The sequence below is a fragment of the Streptomyces sp. NBC_00425 genome, from assembly GCF_036030735.1.
Taxonomy (GTDB): Bacteria; Actinomycetota; Actinomycetes; order Streptomycetales; family Streptomycetaceae; genus Streptomyces.
The window spans coordinates 4,189,607-4,206,750 of sequence record NZ_CP107928.1 but is presented as its reverse complement, the minus strand read 5'-3'; the positions used below and the strand labels follow the sequence as shown (position 1 = coordinate 4,206,750).

The 17,144-nt window shown below is 66.2% G+C and carries 30 protein-coding genes; all 30 read left to right on the top strand.

The genetic code is table 11. From position 1 onward, the window contains the following. Positions 1–450: 450 nt before the first annotated feature. A complete protein-coding gene (gene rpsJ, locus OHS82_RS17900) occupies positions 451–759 on the top strand; it encodes a 30S ribosomal protein S10 (RefSeq protein WP_003948644.1) in 309 nt (102 codons plus the stop codon). A 17-nt stretch (positions 760–776) separates the two neighbouring features. Further along, a complete protein-coding gene (gene rplC / locus OHS82_RS17895; protein WP_057584680.1) occupies positions 777–1,421 on the top strand; it encodes a 50S ribosomal protein L3 in 645 nt (214 codons plus the stop codon). An 8-nt stretch (positions 1,422–1,429) separates the two neighbouring features. Further along, positions 1,430–2,089, top strand: a complete 660-nt coding sequence (gene rplD / locus OHS82_RS17890; RefSeq protein WP_057584679.1) for a 50S ribosomal protein L4 — start codon at positions 1,430–1,432, stop codon at positions 2,087–2,089. Further along, positions 2,089–2,508, top strand: a complete 420-nt coding sequence (gene rplW, locus OHS82_RS17885; protein ID WP_057584678.1) for a 50S ribosomal protein L23 — start codon at positions 2,089–2,091, stop codon at positions 2,506–2,508. The genes rplD and rplW overlap by 1 nt, the downstream gene beginning before the upstream one ends. 40 nt (positions 2,509–2,548) lie before the next feature. Continuing rightward, positions 2,549–3,385 carry a 50S ribosomal protein L2 gene (rplB, locus tag OHS82_RS17880; RefSeq protein ID WP_057584677.1) on the top strand — a complete coding sequence of 279 codons (837 nt, stop codon included), beginning with the start codon at positions 2,549–2,551 and terminating at the stop codon, positions 3,383–3,385. Between the two features lie 12 nt (positions 3,386–3,397). After that, positions 3,398–3,679, top strand: coding sequence for a 30S ribosomal protein S19 (gene rpsS, locus OHS82_RS17875; protein WP_018528354.1), 282 nt, complete (start codon positions 3,398–3,400; stop codon positions 3,677–3,679). Between the two features lie 42 nt (positions 3,680–3,721). Next, positions 3,722–4,069 (top strand): 50S ribosomal protein L22, encoded by a 348-nt coding sequence (rplV, locus tag OHS82_RS17870; RefSeq protein ID WP_003974262.1) that lies wholly within the window; start codon positions 3,722–3,724, stop codon positions 4,067–4,069. Beyond that, entirely contained in the window at positions 4,069–4,905 is an 837-nt protein-coding gene (rpsC, locus tag OHS82_RS17865; protein ID WP_057584676.1) for a 30S ribosomal protein S3, read from the top strand. The genes rplV and rpsC overlap by 1 nt, the downstream gene beginning before the upstream one ends. A 5-nt stretch (positions 4,906–4,910) precedes the next feature. After that, entirely contained in the window at positions 4,911–5,330 is a 420-nt protein-coding gene (gene rplP, locus OHS82_RS17860; protein ID WP_006140905.1) for a 50S ribosomal protein L16, read from the top strand. Next, the gene (gene rpmC, locus OHS82_RS17855; protein ID WP_003998824.1) at positions 5,330–5,554 is read left to right on the top strand and encodes a 50S ribosomal protein L29; all 225 of its coding nucleotides are present in this window, start codon (positions 5,330–5,332) and stop codon (positions 5,552–5,554) included. The genes rplP and rpmC overlap by 1 nt, the downstream gene beginning before the upstream one ends. Further along, positions 5,554–5,841, top strand: a complete 288-nt coding sequence (gene rpsQ / locus OHS82_RS17850; protein ID WP_057584675.1) for a 30S ribosomal protein S17 — start codon at positions 5,554–5,556, stop codon at positions 5,839–5,841. Before rpmC ends, rpsQ begins: the two co-directional genes overlap by 1 nt. A 120-nt stretch (positions 5,842–5,961) precedes the next feature. Beyond that, positions 5,962–6,330 (top strand): 50S ribosomal protein L14, encoded by a 369-nt coding sequence (gene rplN / locus OHS82_RS17845; protein WP_003998823.1) that lies wholly within the window; start codon positions 5,962–5,964, stop codon positions 6,328–6,330. A 2-nt stretch (positions 6,331–6,332) separates the two neighbouring features. After that, positions 6,333–6,656 carry a 50S ribosomal protein L24 gene (rplX, locus tag OHS82_RS17840; RefSeq protein WP_030039760.1) on the top strand — a complete coding sequence of 108 codons (324 nt, stop codon included), beginning with the start codon at positions 6,333–6,335 and terminating at the stop codon, positions 6,654–6,656. Further along, positions 6,656–7,213 (top strand): 50S ribosomal protein L5, encoded by a 558-nt coding sequence (gene rplE / locus OHS82_RS17835; protein ID WP_030788262.1) that lies wholly within the window; start codon positions 6,656–6,658, stop codon positions 7,211–7,213. Before rplX ends, rplE begins: the two co-directional genes overlap by 1 nt. Before the next feature lie 5 nt (positions 7,214–7,218). Next, complete coding sequence (locus OHS82_RS17830) at positions 7,219–7,404, top strand: type Z 30S ribosomal protein S14 (RefSeq protein ID WP_030890724.1); 186 nt, start codon at positions 7,219–7,221, stop codon at positions 7,402–7,404. A gap of 214 nt (positions 7,405–7,618) precedes the next feature. Beyond that, positions 7,619–8,017: a 30S ribosomal protein S8 gene (rpsH, locus tag OHS82_RS17825; RefSeq protein WP_030788259.1), complete on the top strand. Its 399-nt coding sequence runs from the start codon at positions 7,619–7,621 to the stop codon at positions 8,015–8,017. 24 nt (positions 8,018–8,041) lie between these two features. Beyond that, positions 8,042–8,581, top strand: a complete 540-nt coding sequence (rplF, locus tag OHS82_RS17820; protein WP_057584674.1) for a 50S ribosomal protein L6 — start codon at positions 8,042–8,044, stop codon at positions 8,579–8,581. 3 nt (positions 8,582–8,584) lie between these two features. Further along, positions 8,585–8,968 (top strand): 50S ribosomal protein L18, encoded by a 384-nt coding sequence (gene rplR / locus OHS82_RS17815; RefSeq protein WP_057584673.1) that lies wholly within the window; start codon positions 8,585–8,587, stop codon positions 8,966–8,968. A 41-nt stretch (positions 8,969–9,009) separates the two neighbouring features. After that, positions 9,010–9,618, top strand: a complete 609-nt coding sequence (rpsE, locus tag OHS82_RS17810; protein ID WP_013001409.1) for a 30S ribosomal protein S5 — start codon at positions 9,010–9,012, stop codon at positions 9,616–9,618. Further along, positions 9,618–9,800, top strand: a complete 183-nt coding sequence (rpmD, locus tag OHS82_RS17805; protein WP_030788246.1) for a 50S ribosomal protein L30 — start codon at positions 9,618–9,620, stop codon at positions 9,798–9,800. The genes rpsE and rpmD overlap by 1 nt, the downstream gene beginning before the upstream one ends. 2 nt (positions 9,801–9,802) lie before the next feature. Continuing rightward, complete coding sequence (gene rplO / locus OHS82_RS17800) at positions 9,803–10,258, top strand: 50S ribosomal protein L15 (protein WP_057584672.1); 456 nt, start codon at positions 9,803–9,805, stop codon at positions 10,256–10,258. 260 nt (positions 10,259–10,518) lie between these two features. Then, positions 10,519–11,832, top strand: a complete 1,314-nt coding sequence (gene secY / locus OHS82_RS17795) for a preprotein translocase subunit SecY (RefSeq protein ID WP_057584671.1) — start codon at positions 10,519–10,521, stop codon at positions 11,830–11,832. After that, positions 11,832–12,494, top strand: coding sequence for an adenylate kinase (locus OHS82_RS17790; protein WP_057584670.1), 663 nt, complete (start codon positions 11,832–11,834; stop codon positions 12,492–12,494). Before secY ends, OHS82_RS17790 begins: the two co-directional genes overlap by 1 nt. A 205-nt stretch (positions 12,495–12,699) precedes the next feature. Continuing rightward, positions 12,700–13,536 (top strand): type I methionyl aminopeptidase, encoded by an 837-nt coding sequence (gene map, locus OHS82_RS17785; RefSeq protein ID WP_057584786.1) that lies wholly within the window; start codon positions 12,700–12,702, stop codon positions 13,534–13,536. A 179-nt stretch (positions 13,537–13,715) separates the two neighbouring features. Beyond that, complete coding sequence (infA, locus tag OHS82_RS17780; RefSeq protein ID WP_003948620.1) at positions 13,716–13,937, top strand: translation initiation factor IF-1; 222 nt, start codon at positions 13,716–13,718, stop codon at positions 13,935–13,937. Between the two features lie 72 nt (positions 13,938–14,009). After that, entirely contained in the window at positions 14,010–14,123 is a 114-nt protein-coding gene (gene rpmJ / locus OHS82_RS17775) for a 50S ribosomal protein L36 (RefSeq protein ID WP_003998809.1), read from the top strand. Between the two features lie 216 nt (positions 14,124–14,339). Beyond that, complete coding sequence (gene rpsM, locus OHS82_RS17770) at positions 14,340–14,720, top strand: 30S ribosomal protein S13 (RefSeq protein WP_057584669.1); 381 nt, start codon at positions 14,340–14,342, stop codon at positions 14,718–14,720. 65 nt (positions 14,721–14,785) lie between these two features. Then, complete coding sequence (rpsK, locus tag OHS82_RS17765) at positions 14,786–15,190, top strand: 30S ribosomal protein S11 (protein ID WP_010354218.1); 405 nt, start codon at positions 14,786–14,788, stop codon at positions 15,188–15,190. 125 nt (positions 15,191–15,315) lie between these two features. Beyond that, positions 15,316–16,338, top strand: a complete 1,023-nt coding sequence (locus tag OHS82_RS17760) for a DNA-directed RNA polymerase subunit alpha (RefSeq protein WP_003966937.1) — start codon at positions 15,316–15,318, stop codon at positions 16,336–16,338. A gap of 197 nt (positions 16,339–16,535) precedes the next feature. Next, positions 16,536–17,021: a 50S ribosomal protein L17 gene (gene rplQ / locus OHS82_RS17755; RefSeq protein WP_057584668.1), complete on the top strand. Its 486-nt coding sequence runs from the start codon at positions 16,536–16,538 to the stop codon at positions 17,019–17,021. The last annotated feature ends 123 nt before the right edge of the window (positions 17,022–17,144 follow it).

Below are 17,144 nucleotides of genomic sequence, written 5' to 3'. Positions count from 1 at the left end.
GCGGGCACCCAGCTCGCACACACTCTCCACACCCTGCGTTTGACCTGCGTCACGTCCGGGGTATTGTCTCCGGCCCGATTGGCGGAGGGCGTGCCCCATATGGCAGACTGTCGGAGTTGCTCGGTCGAGTGTTGATGCTGTGCGCCTCCCGCCGGGAGGACCGGAAGCGAGTCCCACAGTACTCGTCGCCCTAACTGCCTGATGGCAGCGCTGGGGCGGACGTACGGGAATCTTTCGGGAAGTGCAGTGCGGCACCGGCCAGGCGCCCGGTGGGCCTTCAGCCCCCGGCTTGCGGTTCCGGTAGGGCCGTGTGCATTCCGCAGGGATGTTCGAACAAGGGACATCTGTGTCAGCGGGAGAGCGACACGCCCGACCGCGTGGGTCGGAGGAGAAGGTGAAATGGAACATCGGGTTCCGGAGCGGACAAAGAGACAGGACTACTGAGTAGCCATGGCGGGACAGAAGATCCGCATCCGGCTCAAGGCCTACGACCACGAGGTCATCGACTCCTCGGCGAAGAAGATCGTCGAGACGGTGACCCGCACTGGTGCGTCGGTCGCGGGCCCGGTGCCGCTGCCCACTGAGAAGAACGTGTACTGCGTCATCAAGTCGCCGCACAAGTACAAGGACTCGCGCGAGCACTTCGAGATGCGCACGCACAAGCGCCTGATCGACATCCTCGACCCGACCCCCAAGACCGTTGACTCTCTGATGCGACTCGACCTCCCGGCCGGTGTCGACATCGAGATCAAGCTCTGAGGCCGGTGATCTGAGATATGACCAAGCAGATCAAGGGCATCCTGGGCGAGAAGCTCGGCATGACGCAGGTGTGGGACGAGAACAACCGCGTTGTTCCGGTCACCGTCGTCAAGGCCAGCCCCAACGTCGTGACCCAGGTCCGTACGAACGACAGCGACGGCTACGAGTCCGTCCAGATCGCCTTCGGCGAGATCGACCCGCGCAAGGTGAACAAGCCCCTCAAGGGCCACTTCGCCAAGGCCGACGTCACTCCCCGTCGCCACCTCGTCGAGATCCGCACCGCGGACGCCTCCGAGTACACGCTGGGCCAGGAGATCACCGCTGAGGTGTTCGAGGCCGGCGTGAAGGTCGACGTGACCGGCAAGAGCAAGGGCAAGGGCTTCGCCGGTGTCATGAAGCGTCACAACTTCAAGGGCCTCGGCGCCGGTCACGGCACCCAGCGCAAGCACCGCTCGCCCGGTTCCATCGGTGGCTGCGCCACCCCGGGCCGCGTGTTCAAGGGCCTCCGCATGGCGGGTCGCATGGGCAACGAGCGTGTCACCACCCAGAACCTGACCGTCCACGCCGTTGACGCGGAGAAGGGTCTGCTGCTCATCAAGGGCGCCGTCCCCGGTCCGAACGGCGGCCTCGTCCTGGTCCGCACCGCGGCCAAGGGGGCCTGAGGTAACCGATGAGCACTGTTGACATCCTTTCGCCTGCAGGCGAGAAGACCGGTAGCGTCGAGCTCCCCGCGGAGATCTTCGGCGTGGAGAAGGTCAGCATCCCGCTGATCCACCAGGTCGTCGTCGCGCAGAACGCGGCTGCCCGTCAGGGCACGCACAAGACCAAGACCCGCGGCGAGGTTCGCGGTGGCGGTAAGAAGCCTTACCGTCAGAAGGGCACCGGCCGTGCGCGCCAGGGCTCGACCCGCGCGCCGCAGTTCGCCGGCGGTGGCGTCGTCCACGGCCCGCAGCCGCGTGACTACTCGCAGCGGACCCCGAAGAAGATGAAGGCTGCCGCTCTGCGTCACGCCCTCACCGACCGGGCCCGCCACAACCGCATTCACGTCGTCACCGGCGTGATCGAGGGCGAGGCTCCTTCCACGAAGGCCGCTCGCACGCTGTTCGGCAAGATCTCGGAGCGCAAGAACCTGCTCCTGGTCGTCGACCGCGCCGACGAGGCCGCGTGGCTGTCCGCCCGCAACCTGCCCCAGGTGCACATCCTGGAGCCGGGCCAGCTGAACACGTACGACGTGATCGTCTCGGACGACGTGGTCTTCACCCAGGCCGCTCTTGAGTCCTTCGTGTCCGGCCCGAACAAGGCCAACGACACCGAAGGGAGTGACGCCTGATGGCTACGCGTCACCCGAGCATCGCCTCCAAGGCGGCCAAGGCCGCCAAGGCCGCGCGCGTCGCCAAGGCGAAGCGCCACGAGGCCGAGGGCAAGAACACCGTCGTCACCGCGCCCAGCAAGGCGTACACGGACCCCCGTGACGTGCTGCTGAAGCCGGTCGTGTCGGAGAAGAGCTACGCGCTCCTCGACGAGAACAAGTACACGTTCATCGTCGACCCGAACGCCAACAAGACCCAGATCAAGCAGGCCGTCCAGGCGGTCTTCTCGGTCAAGGTCACCGGGGTCAACACGATCAACCGCATCGGCAAGCGCAAGCGCACCAAGACCGGTTTCGGTCAGCGCGCCGGCACGAAGCGCGCGATCGTGACCCTTGCTGAGGGCGACCGTATCGACATCTTCGGCGGTCCGACCGCCTGAGGGCGGTCCGGATCGTCCGATATCGGACGAGGACTGAATAATGGGAATCCGCAAGTACAAGCCGACTACGCCGGGCCGTCGTGGCTCCAGCGTCGCCGACTTCGTCGAGGTCACGCGGTCCACGCCGGAGAAGTCGCTGGTCCGCCCGCTGCACAGCAAGGGCGGCCGTAACAACGCCGGTCGTGTGACCGTTCGCCACCAGGGTGGCGGACACAAGCGCGCCTACCGAGTGATCGACTTCCGTCGTCACGACAAGGACGGCGTGCCGGCGAAGGTCGCGCACATCGAGTACGACCCCAACCGCACCGCGCGCATCGCGCTGCTGCACTACGCCGACGGCGAGAAGCGCTACATCCTCGCCCCGCGCAACCTGCAGCAGGGTGACCGCGTCGAGAACGGTCCCGGGGCCGACATCAAGCCGGGCAACAACCTGGCGATCCGCAACATCCCGGTCGGTACCACGATCCACGCGATCGAGATCCGTCCGGGTGGCGGCGCCAAGTTCGCCCGCTCCGCCGGCGCCTCCGTGCAGCTGCTCGCGAAGGAGGGCACCATGGCCCACCTCCGCATGCCGTCCGGTGAGATCCGCCTGGTCGACCAGCGCTGCCGCGCCACGGTCGGCGAGGTCGGCAACGCCGAGCAGAGCAACATCAACTGGGGCAAGGCCGGCCGTAAGCGCTGGCTGGGCGTCCGCCCGACCGTTCGCGGTGTGGCGATGAACCCGGTTGACCACCCCCACGGTGGTGGTGAGGGCAAGACCTCCGGTGGTCGCCACCCGGTCAGCCCCTGGGGTCAGAAGGAGGGTCGTACTCGTTCGCCGAAGAAGGCTTCGAACAAGTACATCGTCCGCCGCCGCAAGACGAACAAGAAGCGCTAGGAGCGGGTTTAGATGCCGCGCAGTCTCAAGAAGGGGCCCTTCGTCGACGGACACCTCGTGAAGAAGGTGGACGCCCAGAACGAAGCCGGTTCCAAGAACGTCATCAAGACCTGGTCCCGTCGCTCGATGATCATCCCCAGCATGCTGGGTCACACGATCGCGGTGCACAACGGCAAGACCCACATTCCGGTGTTTGTCACCGAGTCGATGGTCGGCCACAAGCTCGGCGAGTTCTCGCCGACGCGCACCTTCCGGGGTCACGTCAAGGACGACCGGAAGTCGAAGCGCCGCTAACAGCGGGGTGGAATGACCATGACAGACACTGGAAGGACAACCATGGAAGCCAGGGCCCAGGCGCGGTACATCCGCGTCACGCCCATGAAGGCCCGCCGGGTGGTGGACCTTATCCGTGGCATGGACGCCACGGAGGCTCAGGCGGTCCTGCGTTTCGCCCCGCAGGCCGCGAGCGTGCCGGTCGGCAAGGTGCTGGACAGCGCCATCGCCAACGCCGCGCACAACTACGACCACACTGACGCCGACAGCCTCTTCATCTCCGAGGCATACGTCGACGAGGGCCCGACCCTGAAGCGGTTCCGTCCGCGTGCCCAGGGCCGCGCCTACCGGATCCGCAAGCGGACCAGCCACATCACCGTGGTCGTCAGCAGCAAGGAAGGGACCCGGTAATGGGCCAGAAGGTTAACCCGCATGGGTTCCGGCTCGGCATCACCACGGACTTCAAGTCCCGTTGGTACGCCGACAAGTCGTACAAGGAGTACGTCGGCGAGGACGTCGCCATCCGTCGGATGATGACGTCCGGCATGGAGCGCGCCGGCATCTCGAAGGTGGAGATCGAGCGCACCCGTGACCGCGTTCGCGTCGACATCCACACCGCGCGTCCGGGCATCGTCATCGGCCGCCGCGGCGCCGAGGCCGACCGTATCCGCGGCGACCTGGAGAAGCTGACCAAGAAGCAGGTCCAGCTGAACATCCTCGAGGTGAAGAACCCCGAGGTCGACGCTCAGCTGGTGGCCCAGGCCGTCGCCGAGCAGCTCTCCTCCCGCGTCTCCTTCCGTCGGGCCATGCGTAAGAGCATGCAGTCCGCCATGAAGGCCGGCGCCAAGGGCATCAAGATCCAGTGCGGTGGCCGCCTCGGCGGCGCCGAGATGTCCCGCTCGGAGTTCTACCGCGAGGGCCGCGTGCCCCTGCACACGCTCCGCGCGAACGTGGACTACGGCTTCTTCGAGGCCAAGACGACCTTCGGCCGCATCGGTGTGAAGGTCTGGATCTACAAGGGCGACGTCAAGAACATCGCCGAGGTCCGCGCCGAGAACGCCGCAGCCCGCGCCGGCAACCGCCCGGCCCGTGGTGGCGGCGGCGCCGACCGCCCGGCCCGTGGTGGCCGTGGTGGCGAGCGTGGCGGTCGCGGTCGTAAGCCGCAGCAGGCTCCCGCTGCCGAGGCCCCCAAGGCCGAGGCTCCGGCGGCTGCCGCTCCGGCTGAGAGCACCGGAACGGAGGCCTGACCGACATGCTGATCCCCCGTAGGGTCAAGCACCGCAAGCAGCACCACCCGAAGCGCCGTGGTCAGGCCAAGGGCGGTACGACGGTCTCGTTCGGCGAGTACGGCATTCAGGCCCTCACGCCGGCGTACGTGACCAACCGCCAGATCGAGGCGGCCCGTATCGCGATGACCCGCCACATCAAGCGTGGCGGCAAGGTCTGGATCAACATCTACCCGGACCGCCCGCTCACGAAGAAGCCTGCCGAGACCCGCATGGGTTCCGGTAAGGGTTCTCCCGAGTGGTGGATCGCGAACGTGCACCCGGGACGGGTCATGTTCGAGCTGTCCTACCCCAACGAGAAGATCGCCCGTGAGGCCCTCACTCGCGCAGCCCACAAGCTGCCGATGAAGTGCCGGATCGTCAAGCGCGAGGCAGGTGAAGCGTGATGTCGGCCGGTACCAAGGCGTCCGAGCTGCGCGAACTGGGTGACGAGGAGCTTCTGGCGAAGCTCCGCGAAGCCAAGGAAGAGCTGTTCAACCTCCGCTTCCAGGCGGCGACGGGTCAGCTCGAGAACCACGGCCGGCTCAAGGCCGTCCGTAAGGACATCGCGCGGATCTACACCCTGATGCGTGAGCGCGAGCTGGGCATCGAGACGGTGGAGAGCGCCTGATGAGCGAGAACAACGTGACTGAGCAGAACACCGAGGCCCGTGGCTTCCGCAAGACCCGTGAGGGTCTGGTCGTCAGCGACAAGATGGACAAGACCGTCGTCGTCGCCGTCGAGGACCGTGTGAAGCACGCGCTGTACGGCAAGGTCATCCGCCGTACGAACAAGCTCAAGGCTCACGACGAGCAGAACGCCGCGGGCGTCGGCGACCGTGTCCTCCTCGCGGAGACCCGGCCGCTGTCCGCGACGAAGCGCTGGCGCGTCGTCGAGATCCTCGAGAAGGCCAAGTAATTCTCCTGCGGCCCTAACACACATAGGGGCCCCGCAGGACAGTTCCGCCAGGCTCGGCAGGGGCTCACCTCGTGACGAGGCGGCCCCTGCCGGGAACCGGCAGACAAACAGGAGATAGACGTGATCCAGCAGGAGTCGCGACTGCGTGTCGCCGACAACACTGGTGCGAAGGAAATCCTTTGCATCCGTGTGCTCGGTGGCTCCGGTCGCCGCTACGCGGGCATCGGTGACGTCATCGTCGCCACCGTCAAGGACGCGATCCCCGGTGGCAACGTGAAGAAGGGTGACGTCGTCAAGGCGGTCATCGTTCGCACCGTCAAGGAGCGCCGCCGTCCGGACGGCTCGTACATCCGCTTCGACGAGAACGCCGCCGTCATTCTGAAGAACGACGGCGACCCTCGCGGCACCCGCATCTTCGGCCCGGTCGGGCGCGAGCTGCGCGAGAAGAAGTTCATGAAGATCATCTCGCTGGCTCCGGAGGTGCTGTAAGCATGAAGATCAAGAAGGGCGACCTGGTCCAGGTCATCACCGGTAAGGACAAGGGCAAGCAGGGCAAGGTCATCGCGGCCTTCCCCCGTGAGGACCGCGTTCTGGTCGAGGGTGTCAACCGGGTCAAGAAGCACACGAAGGCCGGTCCGACCGCCAAGGGCTCGCAGGCCGGCGGCATCGTGACCACCGAGGCCCCGATCCACGTGTCCAACGTTCAGCTGGTCGTGGAGAAGGACGGCAACAAGGTCGTCACGCGCGTCGGTTACCGCTTCGACGACGAGGGCAACAAGATCCGCGTTGCCAAGCGGACGGGTGAGGACATCTGATGGCTACCACCACCACTCCGCGTCTGAAGACGAAGTACCGCGAGGAGATCGCGGGCAAGCTGCGTGAGGAGTTCTCGTACGAGAACGTCATGCAGATCCCCGGCCTCGTCAAGATCGTGGTCAACATGGGTGTGGGCGACGCCGCCCGCGACTCCAAGCTGATCGAGGGCGCCATCCGCGACCTCACCACGATCACCGGTCAGAAGCCGGCCGTCACCAAGGCCCGCAAGTCCATCGCGCAGTTCAAGCTGCGTGAGGGTCAGCCGATCGGTGCCCACGTCACGCTTCGTGGCGACCGCATGTGGGAGTTCCTGGACCGCACCCTGTCGCTGGCGCTCCCGCGCATCCGCGACTTCCGCGGTCTGTCCCCCAAGCAGTTCGACGGCCGTGGCAACTACACCTTCGGTCTCACGGAGCAGGTCATGTTCCACGAGATCGACCAGGACAAGATCGACCGTGTCCGGGGTATGGACATCACCGTGGTCACCACGGCGACCAACGACGCTGAGGGCCGTGCGCTCCTTCGTCACCTCGGCTTCCCCTTCAAGGAGGCGTGAGCGAGATGGCGAAGAAGGCTCTGATCGCAAAGGCTGCTCGTAAGCCCAAGTTCGCTGTGCGCGCGTACAACCGCTGCCAGCGTTGCGGCCGTCCCCACTCCGTGTACCGCAAGTTCGGCCTCTGCCGTGTGTGCCTTCGTGAGATGGCTCACCGTGGCGAGCTGCCGGGCGTGACCAAGAGCTCCTGGTAAAACCCCTTTTAGGGTTTCCAGAGGCTCTCGGTAAGCAATGGGCGTGTCAGGCGCTCACCCCTCCATGGCTTAGGCTGGGAGGGTTGGGCGCCCTGACGGTCGCCCGTACGACTTACTACGCCGTAGGTCCACCGCGCCGCACCCGTCCCGTCCCGGATCGGGGAGAGGGATGGCGCACCAGGAAACCCCGGCGAGAGAGGCCACAGGCCAATTCATGACCATGACTGATCCGATCGCAGACATGCTGACGCGTCTGCGGAACGCGAACTCGGCGTACCACGACTCCGTGACGATGCCGGCATCGAAGATCAAGTCTCACATCGCGGAGATCCTCCAGCAGGAGGGCTTCATCACGGGCTGGAAGGTCGAGGACGCCGAGGTCGGCAAGAACCTCACCCTCGAGCTCAAGTTCGGCCCGAACCGTGAGCGCTCCATCGCGGGCATCAAGCGGATCTCCAAGCCCGGTCTCCGGGTTTACGCGAAGTCCACCTCCCTGCCCAAGGTGCTCGGTGGCCTCGGCGTGGCGATCATCTCCACGTCGCACGGTCTCCTCACCGACAAGCAGGCCGGCAAGAAGGGCGTAGGCGGAGAAGTTCTCGCCTACGTCTGGTAGCGGAAGGGAACGGAGGAAACAGCTATGTCGCGCATTGGCAAGCTCCCCATCACGGTTCCCGCCGGCGTGGACGTCACCATCGACGGCCAGACGGTTTCGGTCAAGGGCCCCAAGGGTTCGCTGACCCACACCGTCGTTTCGCCGATCGAGATCGCCAAGGCTGAGGACGGCGTCCTGAACGTCACTCGCCCCAACGACGAGCGTCAGAGCAAGGCCCTGCACGGCCTGTCCCGCACGCTGGTGGCGAACATGATCACCGGCGTGACCGAGGGTTACGTGAAGAAGCTCGAGATCAGTGGTGTCGGTTACCGCGTGACCGCGAAGGGCTCGAACCTCGAGTTCGCGCTCGGTTACAGCCACCCGATCACCGTCGAGGCGCCCGAGGGAATCACCTTCAAGGTGGAGACCCCGACCCGCTTCCAGGTCGAGGGCATCGACAAGCAGAAGGTCGGCGAGGTTGCGGCCAACATCCGCAAGCTGCGCAAGCCCGACCCGTACAAGGCCAAGGGTGTCAAGTACGAGGGCGAAGTCATCCGCCGCAAGGTCGGAAAGGCGGGTAAGTAAGCCATGGCATACGGACAGAAGATCCTCAAGGGCGACGCTTACAAGCGTGCCGCGATCAAGCGTCGCCACATCCGGATCCGTAAGCACATCTCGGGTACGGCGGAGCGTCCGCGCCTGGTCGTGACGCGCTCCAACCGCCACATCGTGGCTCAGGTCATCGACGACATCAAGGGTCACACCCTGGCGTCGGCGTCGACCCTGGACACCACGATCCGCGGTGGTGAGGCCGACAAGTCCTCGCAGGCCAAGCAGGTCGGCGCCCTGGTCGCCGAGCGCGCCAAGGCTGCCGGTGTCGAGGCTGTCGTGTTCGACCGTGGTGGTAACCAGTACGCCGGGCGCATTGCCGCCCTGGCGGACGCCGCCCGCGAAGCCGGACTCAAGTTCTGAGTCGGTTCCGTAGCTAGCGGAAACAGAGAGAGGTAATTCCAATGGCTGGACCCCAGCGCCGCGGTGGCGGTGCCGGTGGCGGCGAGCGGCGGGACCGGAAGGGCCGTGACGGCGGCGCTGCTGCCGCCGAGAAGACCGCGTACGTTGAGCGCGTCGTCGCGATCAACCGTGTCGCCAAGGTTGTGAAGGGTGGTCGTCGCTTCAGCTTCACCGCGCTGGTCGTGGTGGGCGACGGTGACGGCACCGTGGGTGTCGGATACGGCAAGGCCAAGGAGGTGCCGGCCGCCATCGCCAAGGGTGTTGAGGAGGCCAAGAAGCACTTCTTCAAGGTCCCGCGTATCCAGGGCACCATCCCGCACCCGATCACGGGTGAGAAGGCTGCGGGCGTCGTCCTGCTCAAGCCTGCTTCCCCCGGTACCGGCGTCATCGCCGGTGGCCCGGTGCGTGCCGTGCTCGAGTGCGCCGGCGTGCACGACATCCTGTCGAAGTCGCTCGGCTCGTCGAACGCGATCAACATCGTGCACGCGACCGTGGAGGCCCTGAAGGGCCTGCAGCGTCCCGAGGAGATCGCGGCTCGCCGTGGTCTGCCCCTCGAGGACGTCGCTCCCGCGGCTCTGCTTCGTGCGCGTGCCGGGGCTGGTGCTGCGTAATGGCTCAGCTCAAGATCACGCAGACGAAGTCGTACATCGGCAGCAAGCAGAACCACCGTGACACCCTGCGTTCGCTCGGGCTCAAGCGCCTGAACGACGTGGTCGTCAAGGAGGACCGCCCCGAGTTCCGCGGCATGGTGCACACCGTCCGCCACCTCGTGACGGTCGAGGAGGTCGACTGATCATGGCGGAGAACAACCCGCTCAAGATCCACAACCTCCGTCCCGCCCCGGGCGCCAAGACCGCAAAGACCCGTGTGGGTCGTGGTGAGGCGTCGAAGGGTAAGACGGCCGGTCGTGGTACCAAGGGCACGAAGGCCCGTTACCAGGTTCCGGAGCGCTTCGAGGGTGGCCAGATGCCCCTCCACATGCGTCTTCCGAAGCTGAAGGGCTTCAAGAACCCGTTCAAGACCGAGTTCCAGGTCGTGAACCTCGACAAGCTGGCCGCGCTGTACCCGGAGGGTGGCGAGGTCACCGTCGAGGGTCTCGTCGCCAAGGGCGCCGTTCGCAAGAACAGCCTCGTCAAGGTCCTGGGCCAGGGCGAGATCTCCGTGGCGCTGCAGGTGACGGTCGACGCCGTCTCCGGCTCCGCCAAGGAGAAGATCACCGCCGCCGGCGGTACCGTCACCGAGCTCATCTGATCACCTCAGGCGTCTCGATGACTTGATCGATCCCGACCGGGGATACCCCACAAATGGGGTATCCCCGGTTGGTCGTTCCTAGGGCAGGTGTGTCGCGGGTATGGTGACCAGCACTGCCCACTTTTCACAAGGTTCCCCCAAGAGGGCACCTTGAGCGGCAGTCGACCGTTACTCATGTCGTTGTCGTAAGTCGTTGTTCCTTATTGGACCCTCAAGACCGTCACCCTTGACGCAGATGCGCGGGGGTCGCAGGAGGCACCGTGCTCACCGCGTTCGCCCGGGCGTTCAGGACGCCCGACCTGCGCAAGAAGCTGCTCTTCACGCTCGGGATCATCGTCGTCTACCGGGTCGGCACGCACATTCCGATCCCCGGCGTCGACTACACGTCCGTTCAGCGCTGTGTGGACGAAGCTTCCGGCCAGCAGGGAATCTTCGGTCTGGTGAATATGTTCAGCGGCGGCGCGCTGCTGCAGATCACCATCTTCGCGCTGGGGATCATGCCGTACATCACGGCGAGCATCATCCTCCAGCTGCTGACCGTGGTCATCCCGCGCCTGGAAGCCCTCAAGAAGGAGGGCCAGGCCGGCACCGCGAAGATCACGCAGTACACGCGGTACCTCACGGTGGCCCTCGCCATCCTGCAGGGCACGGGCCTGGTGGCCACCGCCCGCAGCGGCGCCCTGTTCTCCGGCTGCTCGGTCGCCTCGAGCATCGTCCCGGACCGTGCGATCTTCTCCACGATCGTGATGGTCGTCTGCATGACCGCCGGCACGGCCATGGTCATGTGGCTCGGTGAGCTCATCACCGACCGCGGCATCGGCAACGGCATGTCGATCCTGATGTTCATCTCGATCGCCGCGACGTTCCCCTCCGCGCTGTGGGCCATCAAGAAGCAGGGCACGCTGGCGGACGGCTGGATCGAGTTCGGCACCGTCGTCCTGGTCGGCCTGGTCATGGTCGGCCTGGTGGTCTTCGTCGAGCAGGCCCAGCGCCGGATCCCCGTGCAGTACGCGAAGCGCATGATCGGCCGCCGGTCCTACGGCGGTACCTCGACGTACATCCCGCTCAAGGTGAACCAGGCCGGTGTGATCCCGGTCATCTTCGCCTCTTCGCTGCTGTACATCCCGGCCCTCGTCGCCCAGTTCTCCAGCGGAACCTCCAGCTGGAAGACGTGGATCGAGACCAACCTGACCAAGGGCGACCACCCGATCTACATCGTCACGTACTTCCTGCTGATCGTTTTCTTCGCGTTCTTCTACGTGGCTATCTCCTTCAACCCCGAGGAAGTAGCCGACAACATGAAGAAGTATGGTGGCTTCATCCCGGGCATCCGGGCTGGCCGGCCGACCGCTGAGTACCTGTCGTACGTGCTCAACCGGATCACCTGGCCGGGTTCGCTGTATCTGGGTCTGATCGCTCTCGTACCGACGATGGCGTTGGTTGGTTTCGATGCAAACCAGAACTTCCCGTTCGGCGGGACCAGCATCCTGATCATCGTGGGTGTGGGTCTCGAGACGGTGAAGCAGATCGAGAGCCAGCTTCAGCAGCGCAATTACGAAGGGTTCCTCCGCTGATGCGTATCGTCCTCGTCGGGCCGCCGGGTGCCGGTAAGGGAACGCAGGCCGCGTTCCTGGCCAAGAACCTGTCGATCCCGCACATCTCCACGGGCGACCTGTTCCGGGCCAACATCAGCCAGCAGACGGAGCTCGGCAAGCTCGCGAAGTCCTACATGGACGCGGGCAACCTGGTGCCGGACGAGGTCACCATCGCCATGGCCAAGGACCGCATGGAGCAGCCGGACGCCGCGGGCGGCTTCCTGCTGGACGGCTTCCCGCGCAACGTGTCCCAGGCCGAGGCGCTCGACGAGGTGCTGCAGACCGAGCGCATGAAGCTGGACGCGGTGCTGGATCTGGAAGTCCCCGAGGAAGAGGTCGTCAAGCGGATCGCCGGGCGACGGATCTGCCGCAAGGACTCCAGCCACGTCTTCCACGCCACCTACAGCCCGCCGAAGGAGGACGGGGTGTGCGACGTCTGCGGCGGTCAGCTGTACCAGCGCGACGACGACACCGAGGAGACCGTCCGGACCCGGCTGGAGGTCTACCACACGCAGACCGAGCCGATCATCGACTACTACAAGGCGCAGGGCCTGGTCGTCACCATCTCCGCGCTGGGCAAGGTCGACGAGGTCACGGCGCGTGCCATGGACGCACTCCGGCGCGACGAGGACGGCAAGTAGCAGCATTCGCACCGCACGGTCGGCGACCGGTGAGGTGCGGCGAGCAGTCTGTGCAGAACGCCCGGCGGGGTCTCCCCGCCGGGCGTTCCGCGTGTCCGGGGCCCGGCCCCGCGGAGGGTGACGCCTCGGCCGCGGCGGCGTACAGGCGTGCGTACGCGTATTGTGGAGCGTCGCGATACCAGTGGCCCAGGAGGCGCAGACCGTCATGGTGCAGATCAAGACCCCCGAGCAGATCGCCAAGATGCGGGCGGCGGGGCTTGTCGTCGCCGCCATCCACGCGGCGACGCGGGAAGCGGCGGTGCCCGGGGCGACCACGAAGGACCTCGACGACGTCGCCCGCAAGGTGCTGGCGGAGAACGGCGCGAAGTCGAACTTCCTGGGGTACGGCGGCTTCCCGGCGACGATCTGCACCTCGGTGAACGACGTGGTCGTCCACGGCATCCCCTCCGACGAGGTCGTCCTCAAGGACGGCGACATCATCTCCATCGACTGCGGCGCGATCGTGGACGGCTGGCACGGTGACGCCGCCTTCACGGCGTTCGTGGGCGGCGGCCACGCCCCGGAGCTGGTCGAGCTGTCCCGGGTCACCGAGGAGTCGATGTGGGCCGGCATCGCGGCCATGAAGCTCGGCAACCGCCTGGTGGACGTCTCGCGCGCGATCGAGACCTACATCCGCCGTCAGCCGAAGCCGGGCGGCGGTCGCTACGGCATCGTTGAGGACTACGGCGGCCACGGCATCGGCACCGAGATGCACATGGACCCGCACCTGCTGAACTACGTCGACCGCCGGCGCGGCAAGGGGCCGAAGCTGGTGCCGGGCTTCTGCCTCGCCATCGAGCCGATGGTGTCCCTCGGCACGCCGCGCACCGAGGTCCTCGAGGACGACTGGACCGTCATCACGACGGACGGCACGTGGTCCTCCCACTGGGAGCACTCGGTCGCTCTGACGGAGGCGGGACCGCTGGTGCTGACCGCTGTCGACGGGGGCCGGGCGAAGCTGGCCGAGCACGGGATCGAAGCAGCACCGGATCCGCTGGCCTAGGTGGACGGGCAGGGCGTGCCGCTTAAGGATCTCCCCGGTGGGGCAGACTCCTCGATTCGTGTTTCCGTCGGGCCTGACGTAGACTGACTCGTCGACTCTCGTGCACCCGCATGTCCGCATGCACCCGTAAGGGAAAGGGTGGGGGAGTCGATCAAGGTAGTCGATTCGAAGGGCGAAGCGTGGCCAAGAAGCAAGGTGCCATCGAGATCGAGGGCACTGTCGTCGAGTCTCTTCCGAACGCCATGTTCAAGGTCGAGCTCCAGAACGGCCACCAGGTCCTGGCGCACATCAGCGGCAAGATGCGTATGCACTACATCCGTATCCTCCCTGACGACCGGGTCGTGGTGGAGTTGTCTCCGTACGACCTGACGCGTGGCCGGATCGTCTACCGCTACAAGTAGATCTTGCCCAGGCTCCGTGCGCTCTCCCGCGTGCGGGGTTGCCGGCAACTGACCCGGAGAACCTCACATCCCATGAAGGTCAAGCCGAGCGTCAAGAAGATCTGCGACAAGTGCAGGGTGATCCGCCGTCACGGTCGGGTCATGGTCATTTGCGAGAACCCGCGCCACAAGCAGCGCCAGGGCTGATCGCTCAGAGATCACACCCTCTGCATCGACATCGCAGAGACTTCGCGCGACGCGAGCTGAATATGTTCATACGCAGGGCCCGGGCGGTCGCACCGCCTGACACCCCCGGTTCGGAGGCCGGGGACCCAGTCCGTACCAAATCTTCCGCAGCGAAGAGGACGGCGGCTGGGAGTCGGTCCTGTGACAGACCTCCGAAGATCAAACTGGAGCCATTGAATGGCACGCGTTTCCGGTGTTGACATCCCGCGCGAAAAGCGTGTGGAGGTCGCCCTCACCTACGTGTTCGGCATCGGCCGGACCCTTTCCCAGGAGACGCTGGCAGCGACCGGCGTCGACCCGAACACCCGCGTTCGCGACCTCTCCGAGGAGCAGCTCGTCGCGATCCGCGAGTACGTGGACGCCAACATCAAGACCGAGGGTGACCTCCGTCGCGAGGTCCAGGCCGACATCCGCCGCAAGGTCGAGATCGGTTGCTACCAGGGTCTCCGTCACCGTCGTGGTCTGCCGGTCCGCGGTCAGCGCACCAGCACGAACGCTCGTACCCGCAAGGGCCCGCGTCGCGCCATCGCCGGCAAGAAGAAGCCGGGCAAGAAGTAGTCCTCAGCGGACGCTCATCAGCGGTCTTCGCTGTAGGACCGACCACCTCCCGTAGGAGTTAATAGATGCCCCCCAAGGGACGTCAGGGCGCTGCCAAGAAGGTGCGCCGCAAGGAAAAGAAGAATGTCGCGCACGGCCAGGCGCACATCAAGAGCACGTTCAACAACACGATCGTGTCCATCACGGACCCGGCCGGAAACGTGATCTCGTGGGCCTCCGCCGGCCATGTCGGCTTCAAGGGCTCCCGCAAGTCCACGCCGTTCGCCGCGCAGATGGCCGCCGAGTCGGCTGCCCGTCGCGCGCAGGAGCACGGCATGCGCAAGGTCGACGTCTTCGTCAAGGGCCCGGGCGCCGGTCGTGAGACCGCCATCCGTTCCCTGCAGGCCACGGGCCTCGAGGTCGGCTCCATCCAGGACGTCACCCCGACCCCGCACAACGGCTGCCGTCCGCCGAAGCGCCGCCGCGTCTGACGCACGGTCGTCTCAGGTTTTTTCGGGTTTCGGGCGGCACGTCCTGTTCCAGGCGTGCCGCCCGTACCCTTGCAGTACCGAGTCGGGCGTCAAATAGCGGGCGCCCCTGACTGAAGGATTCATCCATGCTGATCGCTCAGCGTCCCTCGTTGACCGAAGAGGTCGTCGACGAATTCCGCTCCCGGTTCGTGATCGAGCCGCTGGAGCCGGGCTTCGGCTACACCCTCGGCAACTCCCTCCGCCGGACCCTCCTGTCGTCGATCCCGGGTGCGGCGGTCACGTCCATCCGCATCGACGGCGTGCTGCACGAGTTCACCACCGTGCCGGGCGTCAAGGAGGACGTCACCGACCTGATCCTCAACATCAAGCAGCTGGTCGTCTCCTCGGAGCACGACGAGCCGGTCGTGATGTACCTGCGCAAGCAGGGTCCGGGTCTGGTCACCGCCGCCGACATCGCGCCCCCGGCCGGTGTCGAGGTGCACAACCCCGACCTGGTCCTCGCCACGCTCAACGGCAAGGGCAAGCTGGAGATGGAGCTGACCGTCGAGCGCGGTCGCGGTTACGTCTCCGCCGTGCAGAACAAGCAGGTGGGCCAGGAGATCGGCCGTATCCCGGTCGACTCGATCTACTCGCCGGTTCTCAAGGTCACGTACAAGGTCGAGGCCACGCGTGTCGAGCAGCGCACCGACTTCGACAAGCTGATCGTCGACGTCGAGACCAAGCAGGCGATGCGTCCCCGTGACGCCATGGCCTCCGCCGGTAAGACGCTGGTCGAGCTCTTCGGTCTCGCCCGTGAGCTCAACATTGACGCCGAGGGCATCGACATGGGTCCGTCCCCGACGGACGCCGCCCTCGCCGCTGATCTCGCCCTGCCGATCGAGGAGCTCGAGCTCACCGTTCGGTCGTACAACTGCCTCAAGCGCGAGGGCATCCACTCCGTGGGTGAGCTCGTGGCGCGTTCCGAGGCCGACCTGCTCGACATCCGCAACTTCGGTGCGAAGTCGATCGACGAGGTCAAGGCGAAGCTGGCCGGCATGGGCCTGGCCCTCAAGGACAGCCCGCCCGGATTCGACCCGACCGCCGCCGCGGACGCCTTCGGGGCGGACGACGACGCGGACGCGGGCTTCGTGGAGACCGAGCAGTACTGAGCGCTCCGCGGGGAGGCGGTACTGCGACTGCGGGCCGGTTGTGGCTGGTCGCGCCCACGCGACGGAGTCGCACATCGACACCGCCCCGCGCCCCTTCCAGGCCCCTGCGGGGGCCTGGATCTTCGACAGACGACCGTCTGCTCGGATACTGACCCCGGTACCTGATACGGCCGGGGCAGACACCTAGGAGAAACACCATGCCGAAGCCCACCAAGGGTGCCCGTATGGGCGGCAGCGCCGCGCACGAGAAGATCATTCTCGCGAACCTCGCCAAGGCGCTGTTCGAGCACGGCCGCATCACCACCACCGAGGCGAAGGCGCGCAAGCTGCGTCCGTACGCCGAGCGTCTGGTCACCAAGGCGAAGAAGGGCGACCTTCACAACCGCCGTCAGGTGCTCCAGGTCATCACGGACAAGAGCATCGTGCACACGCTCTTCACCGAGATCGGCCCGCGCTACGAGAACCGCCCCGGTGGCTACACCCGCATCACCAAGATCGGTAACCGTCGTGGCGACAACGCGCCCATGGCCGTCATCGAGCTGGTCGAGGCGCTGACCGTCGCGCAGCAGGCGACGGGCGAGGCCGAGGCCGCGACGAAGCGTGCGGTCAAGGAGTCCGAGGAGGCCAAGGTCGAGGAGACCACGGCCGACGAGGCTCCCGCCGAGGAGTCGAAGGACGCGTAAGCGTTCTGCGGGGCTGCGCGTTCACGGCCGAGGGTTCCTCTCGTGGCGCGTCGCGCAGTTCCCCGCGCCCCCTGGGGCGATCGCGGGTCCGTTCCCTTCGAGGAGCGGGCCCGCTTTTGTGCT

Coding starts and splice junctions, on each gene's coding strand:
- rpsJ (WP_003948644.1), top strand. CDS start 451: ATGGCGGGACAGAAGATCCGCATCCGGCTCAAGGCCTACGACCACGAG.
- rplC (WP_057584680.1), top strand. CDS start 777: ATGACCAAGCAGATCAAGGGCATCCTGGGCGAGAAGCTCGGCATGACG.
- rplD (WP_057584679.1), top strand. CDS start 1,430: ATGAGCACTGTTGACATCCTTTCGCCTGCAGGCGAGAAGACCGGTAGC.
- rplW (WP_057584678.1), top strand. CDS start 2,089: ATGGCTACGCGTCACCCGAGCATCGCCTCCAAGGCGGCCAAGGCCGCC.
- rplB (WP_057584677.1), top strand. CDS start 2,549: ATGGGAATCCGCAAGTACAAGCCGACTACGCCGGGCCGTCGTGGCTCC.
- rpsS (WP_018528354.1), top strand. CDS start 3,398: ATGCCGCGCAGTCTCAAGAAGGGGCCCTTCGTCGACGGACACCTCGTG.
- rplV (WP_003974262.1), top strand. CDS start 3,722: ATGGAAGCCAGGGCCCAGGCGCGGTACATCCGCGTCACGCCCATGAAG.
- rpsC (WP_057584676.1), top strand. CDS start 4,069: ATGGGCCAGAAGGTTAACCCGCATGGGTTCCGGCTCGGCATCACCACG.
- rplP (WP_006140905.1), top strand. CDS start 4,911: ATGCTGATCCCCCGTAGGGTCAAGCACCGCAAGCAGCACCACCCGAAG.
- rpmC (WP_003998824.1), top strand. CDS start 5,330: ATGTCGGCCGGTACCAAGGCGTCCGAGCTGCGCGAACTGGGTGACGAG.
- rpsQ (WP_057584675.1), top strand. CDS start 5,554: ATGAGCGAGAACAACGTGACTGAGCAGAACACCGAGGCCCGTGGCTTC.
- rplX (WP_030039760.1), top strand. CDS start 6,333: ATGAAGATCAAGAAGGGCGACCTGGTCCAGGTCATCACCGGTAAGGAC.
- rplE (WP_030788262.1), top strand. CDS start 6,656: ATGGCTACCACCACCACTCCGCGTCTGAAGACGAAGTACCGCGAGGAG.
- OHS82_RS17830 (WP_030890724.1), top strand. CDS start 7,219: ATGGCGAAGAAGGCTCTGATCGCAAAGGCTGCTCGTAAGCCCAAGTTC.
- rpsH (WP_030788259.1), top strand. CDS start 7,619: ATGACCATGACTGATCCGATCGCAGACATGCTGACGCGTCTGCGGAAC.
- rplF (WP_057584674.1), top strand. CDS start 8,042: ATGTCGCGCATTGGCAAGCTCCCCATCACGGTTCCCGCCGGCGTGGAC.
- rplR (WP_057584673.1), top strand. CDS start 8,585: ATGGCATACGGACAGAAGATCCTCAAGGGCGACGCTTACAAGCGTGCC.
- rpsE (WP_013001409.1), top strand. CDS start 9,010: ATGGCTGGACCCCAGCGCCGCGGTGGCGGTGCCGGTGGCGGCGAGCGG.
- rpmD (WP_030788246.1), top strand. CDS start 9,618: ATGGCTCAGCTCAAGATCACGCAGACGAAGTCGTACATCGGCAGCAAG.
- rplO (WP_057584672.1), top strand. CDS start 9,803: ATGGCGGAGAACAACCCGCTCAAGATCCACAACCTCCGTCCCGCCCCG.
- OHS82_RS17790 (WP_057584670.1), top strand. CDS start 11,832: ATGCGTATCGTCCTCGTCGGGCCGCCGGGTGCCGGTAAGGGAACGCAG.
- map (WP_057584786.1), top strand. CDS start 12,700: ATGGTGCAGATCAAGACCCCCGAGCAGATCGCCAAGATGCGGGCGGCG.
- rpmJ (WP_003998809.1), top strand. CDS start 14,010: ATGAAGGTCAAGCCGAGCGTCAAGAAGATCTGCGACAAGTGCAGGGTG.
- rpsM (WP_057584669.1), top strand. CDS start 14,340: ATGGCACGCGTTTCCGGTGTTGACATCCCGCGCGAAAAGCGTGTGGAG.
- rpsK (WP_010354218.1), top strand. CDS start 14,786: ATGCCCCCCAAGGGACGTCAGGGCGCTGCCAAGAAGGTGCGCCGCAAG.
- OHS82_RS17760 (WP_003966937.1), top strand. CDS start 15,316: ATGCTGATCGCTCAGCGTCCCTCGTTGACCGAAGAGGTCGTCGACGAA.
- rplQ (WP_057584668.1), top strand. CDS start 16,536: ATGCCGAAGCCCACCAAGGGTGCCCGTATGGGCGGCAGCGCCGCGCAC.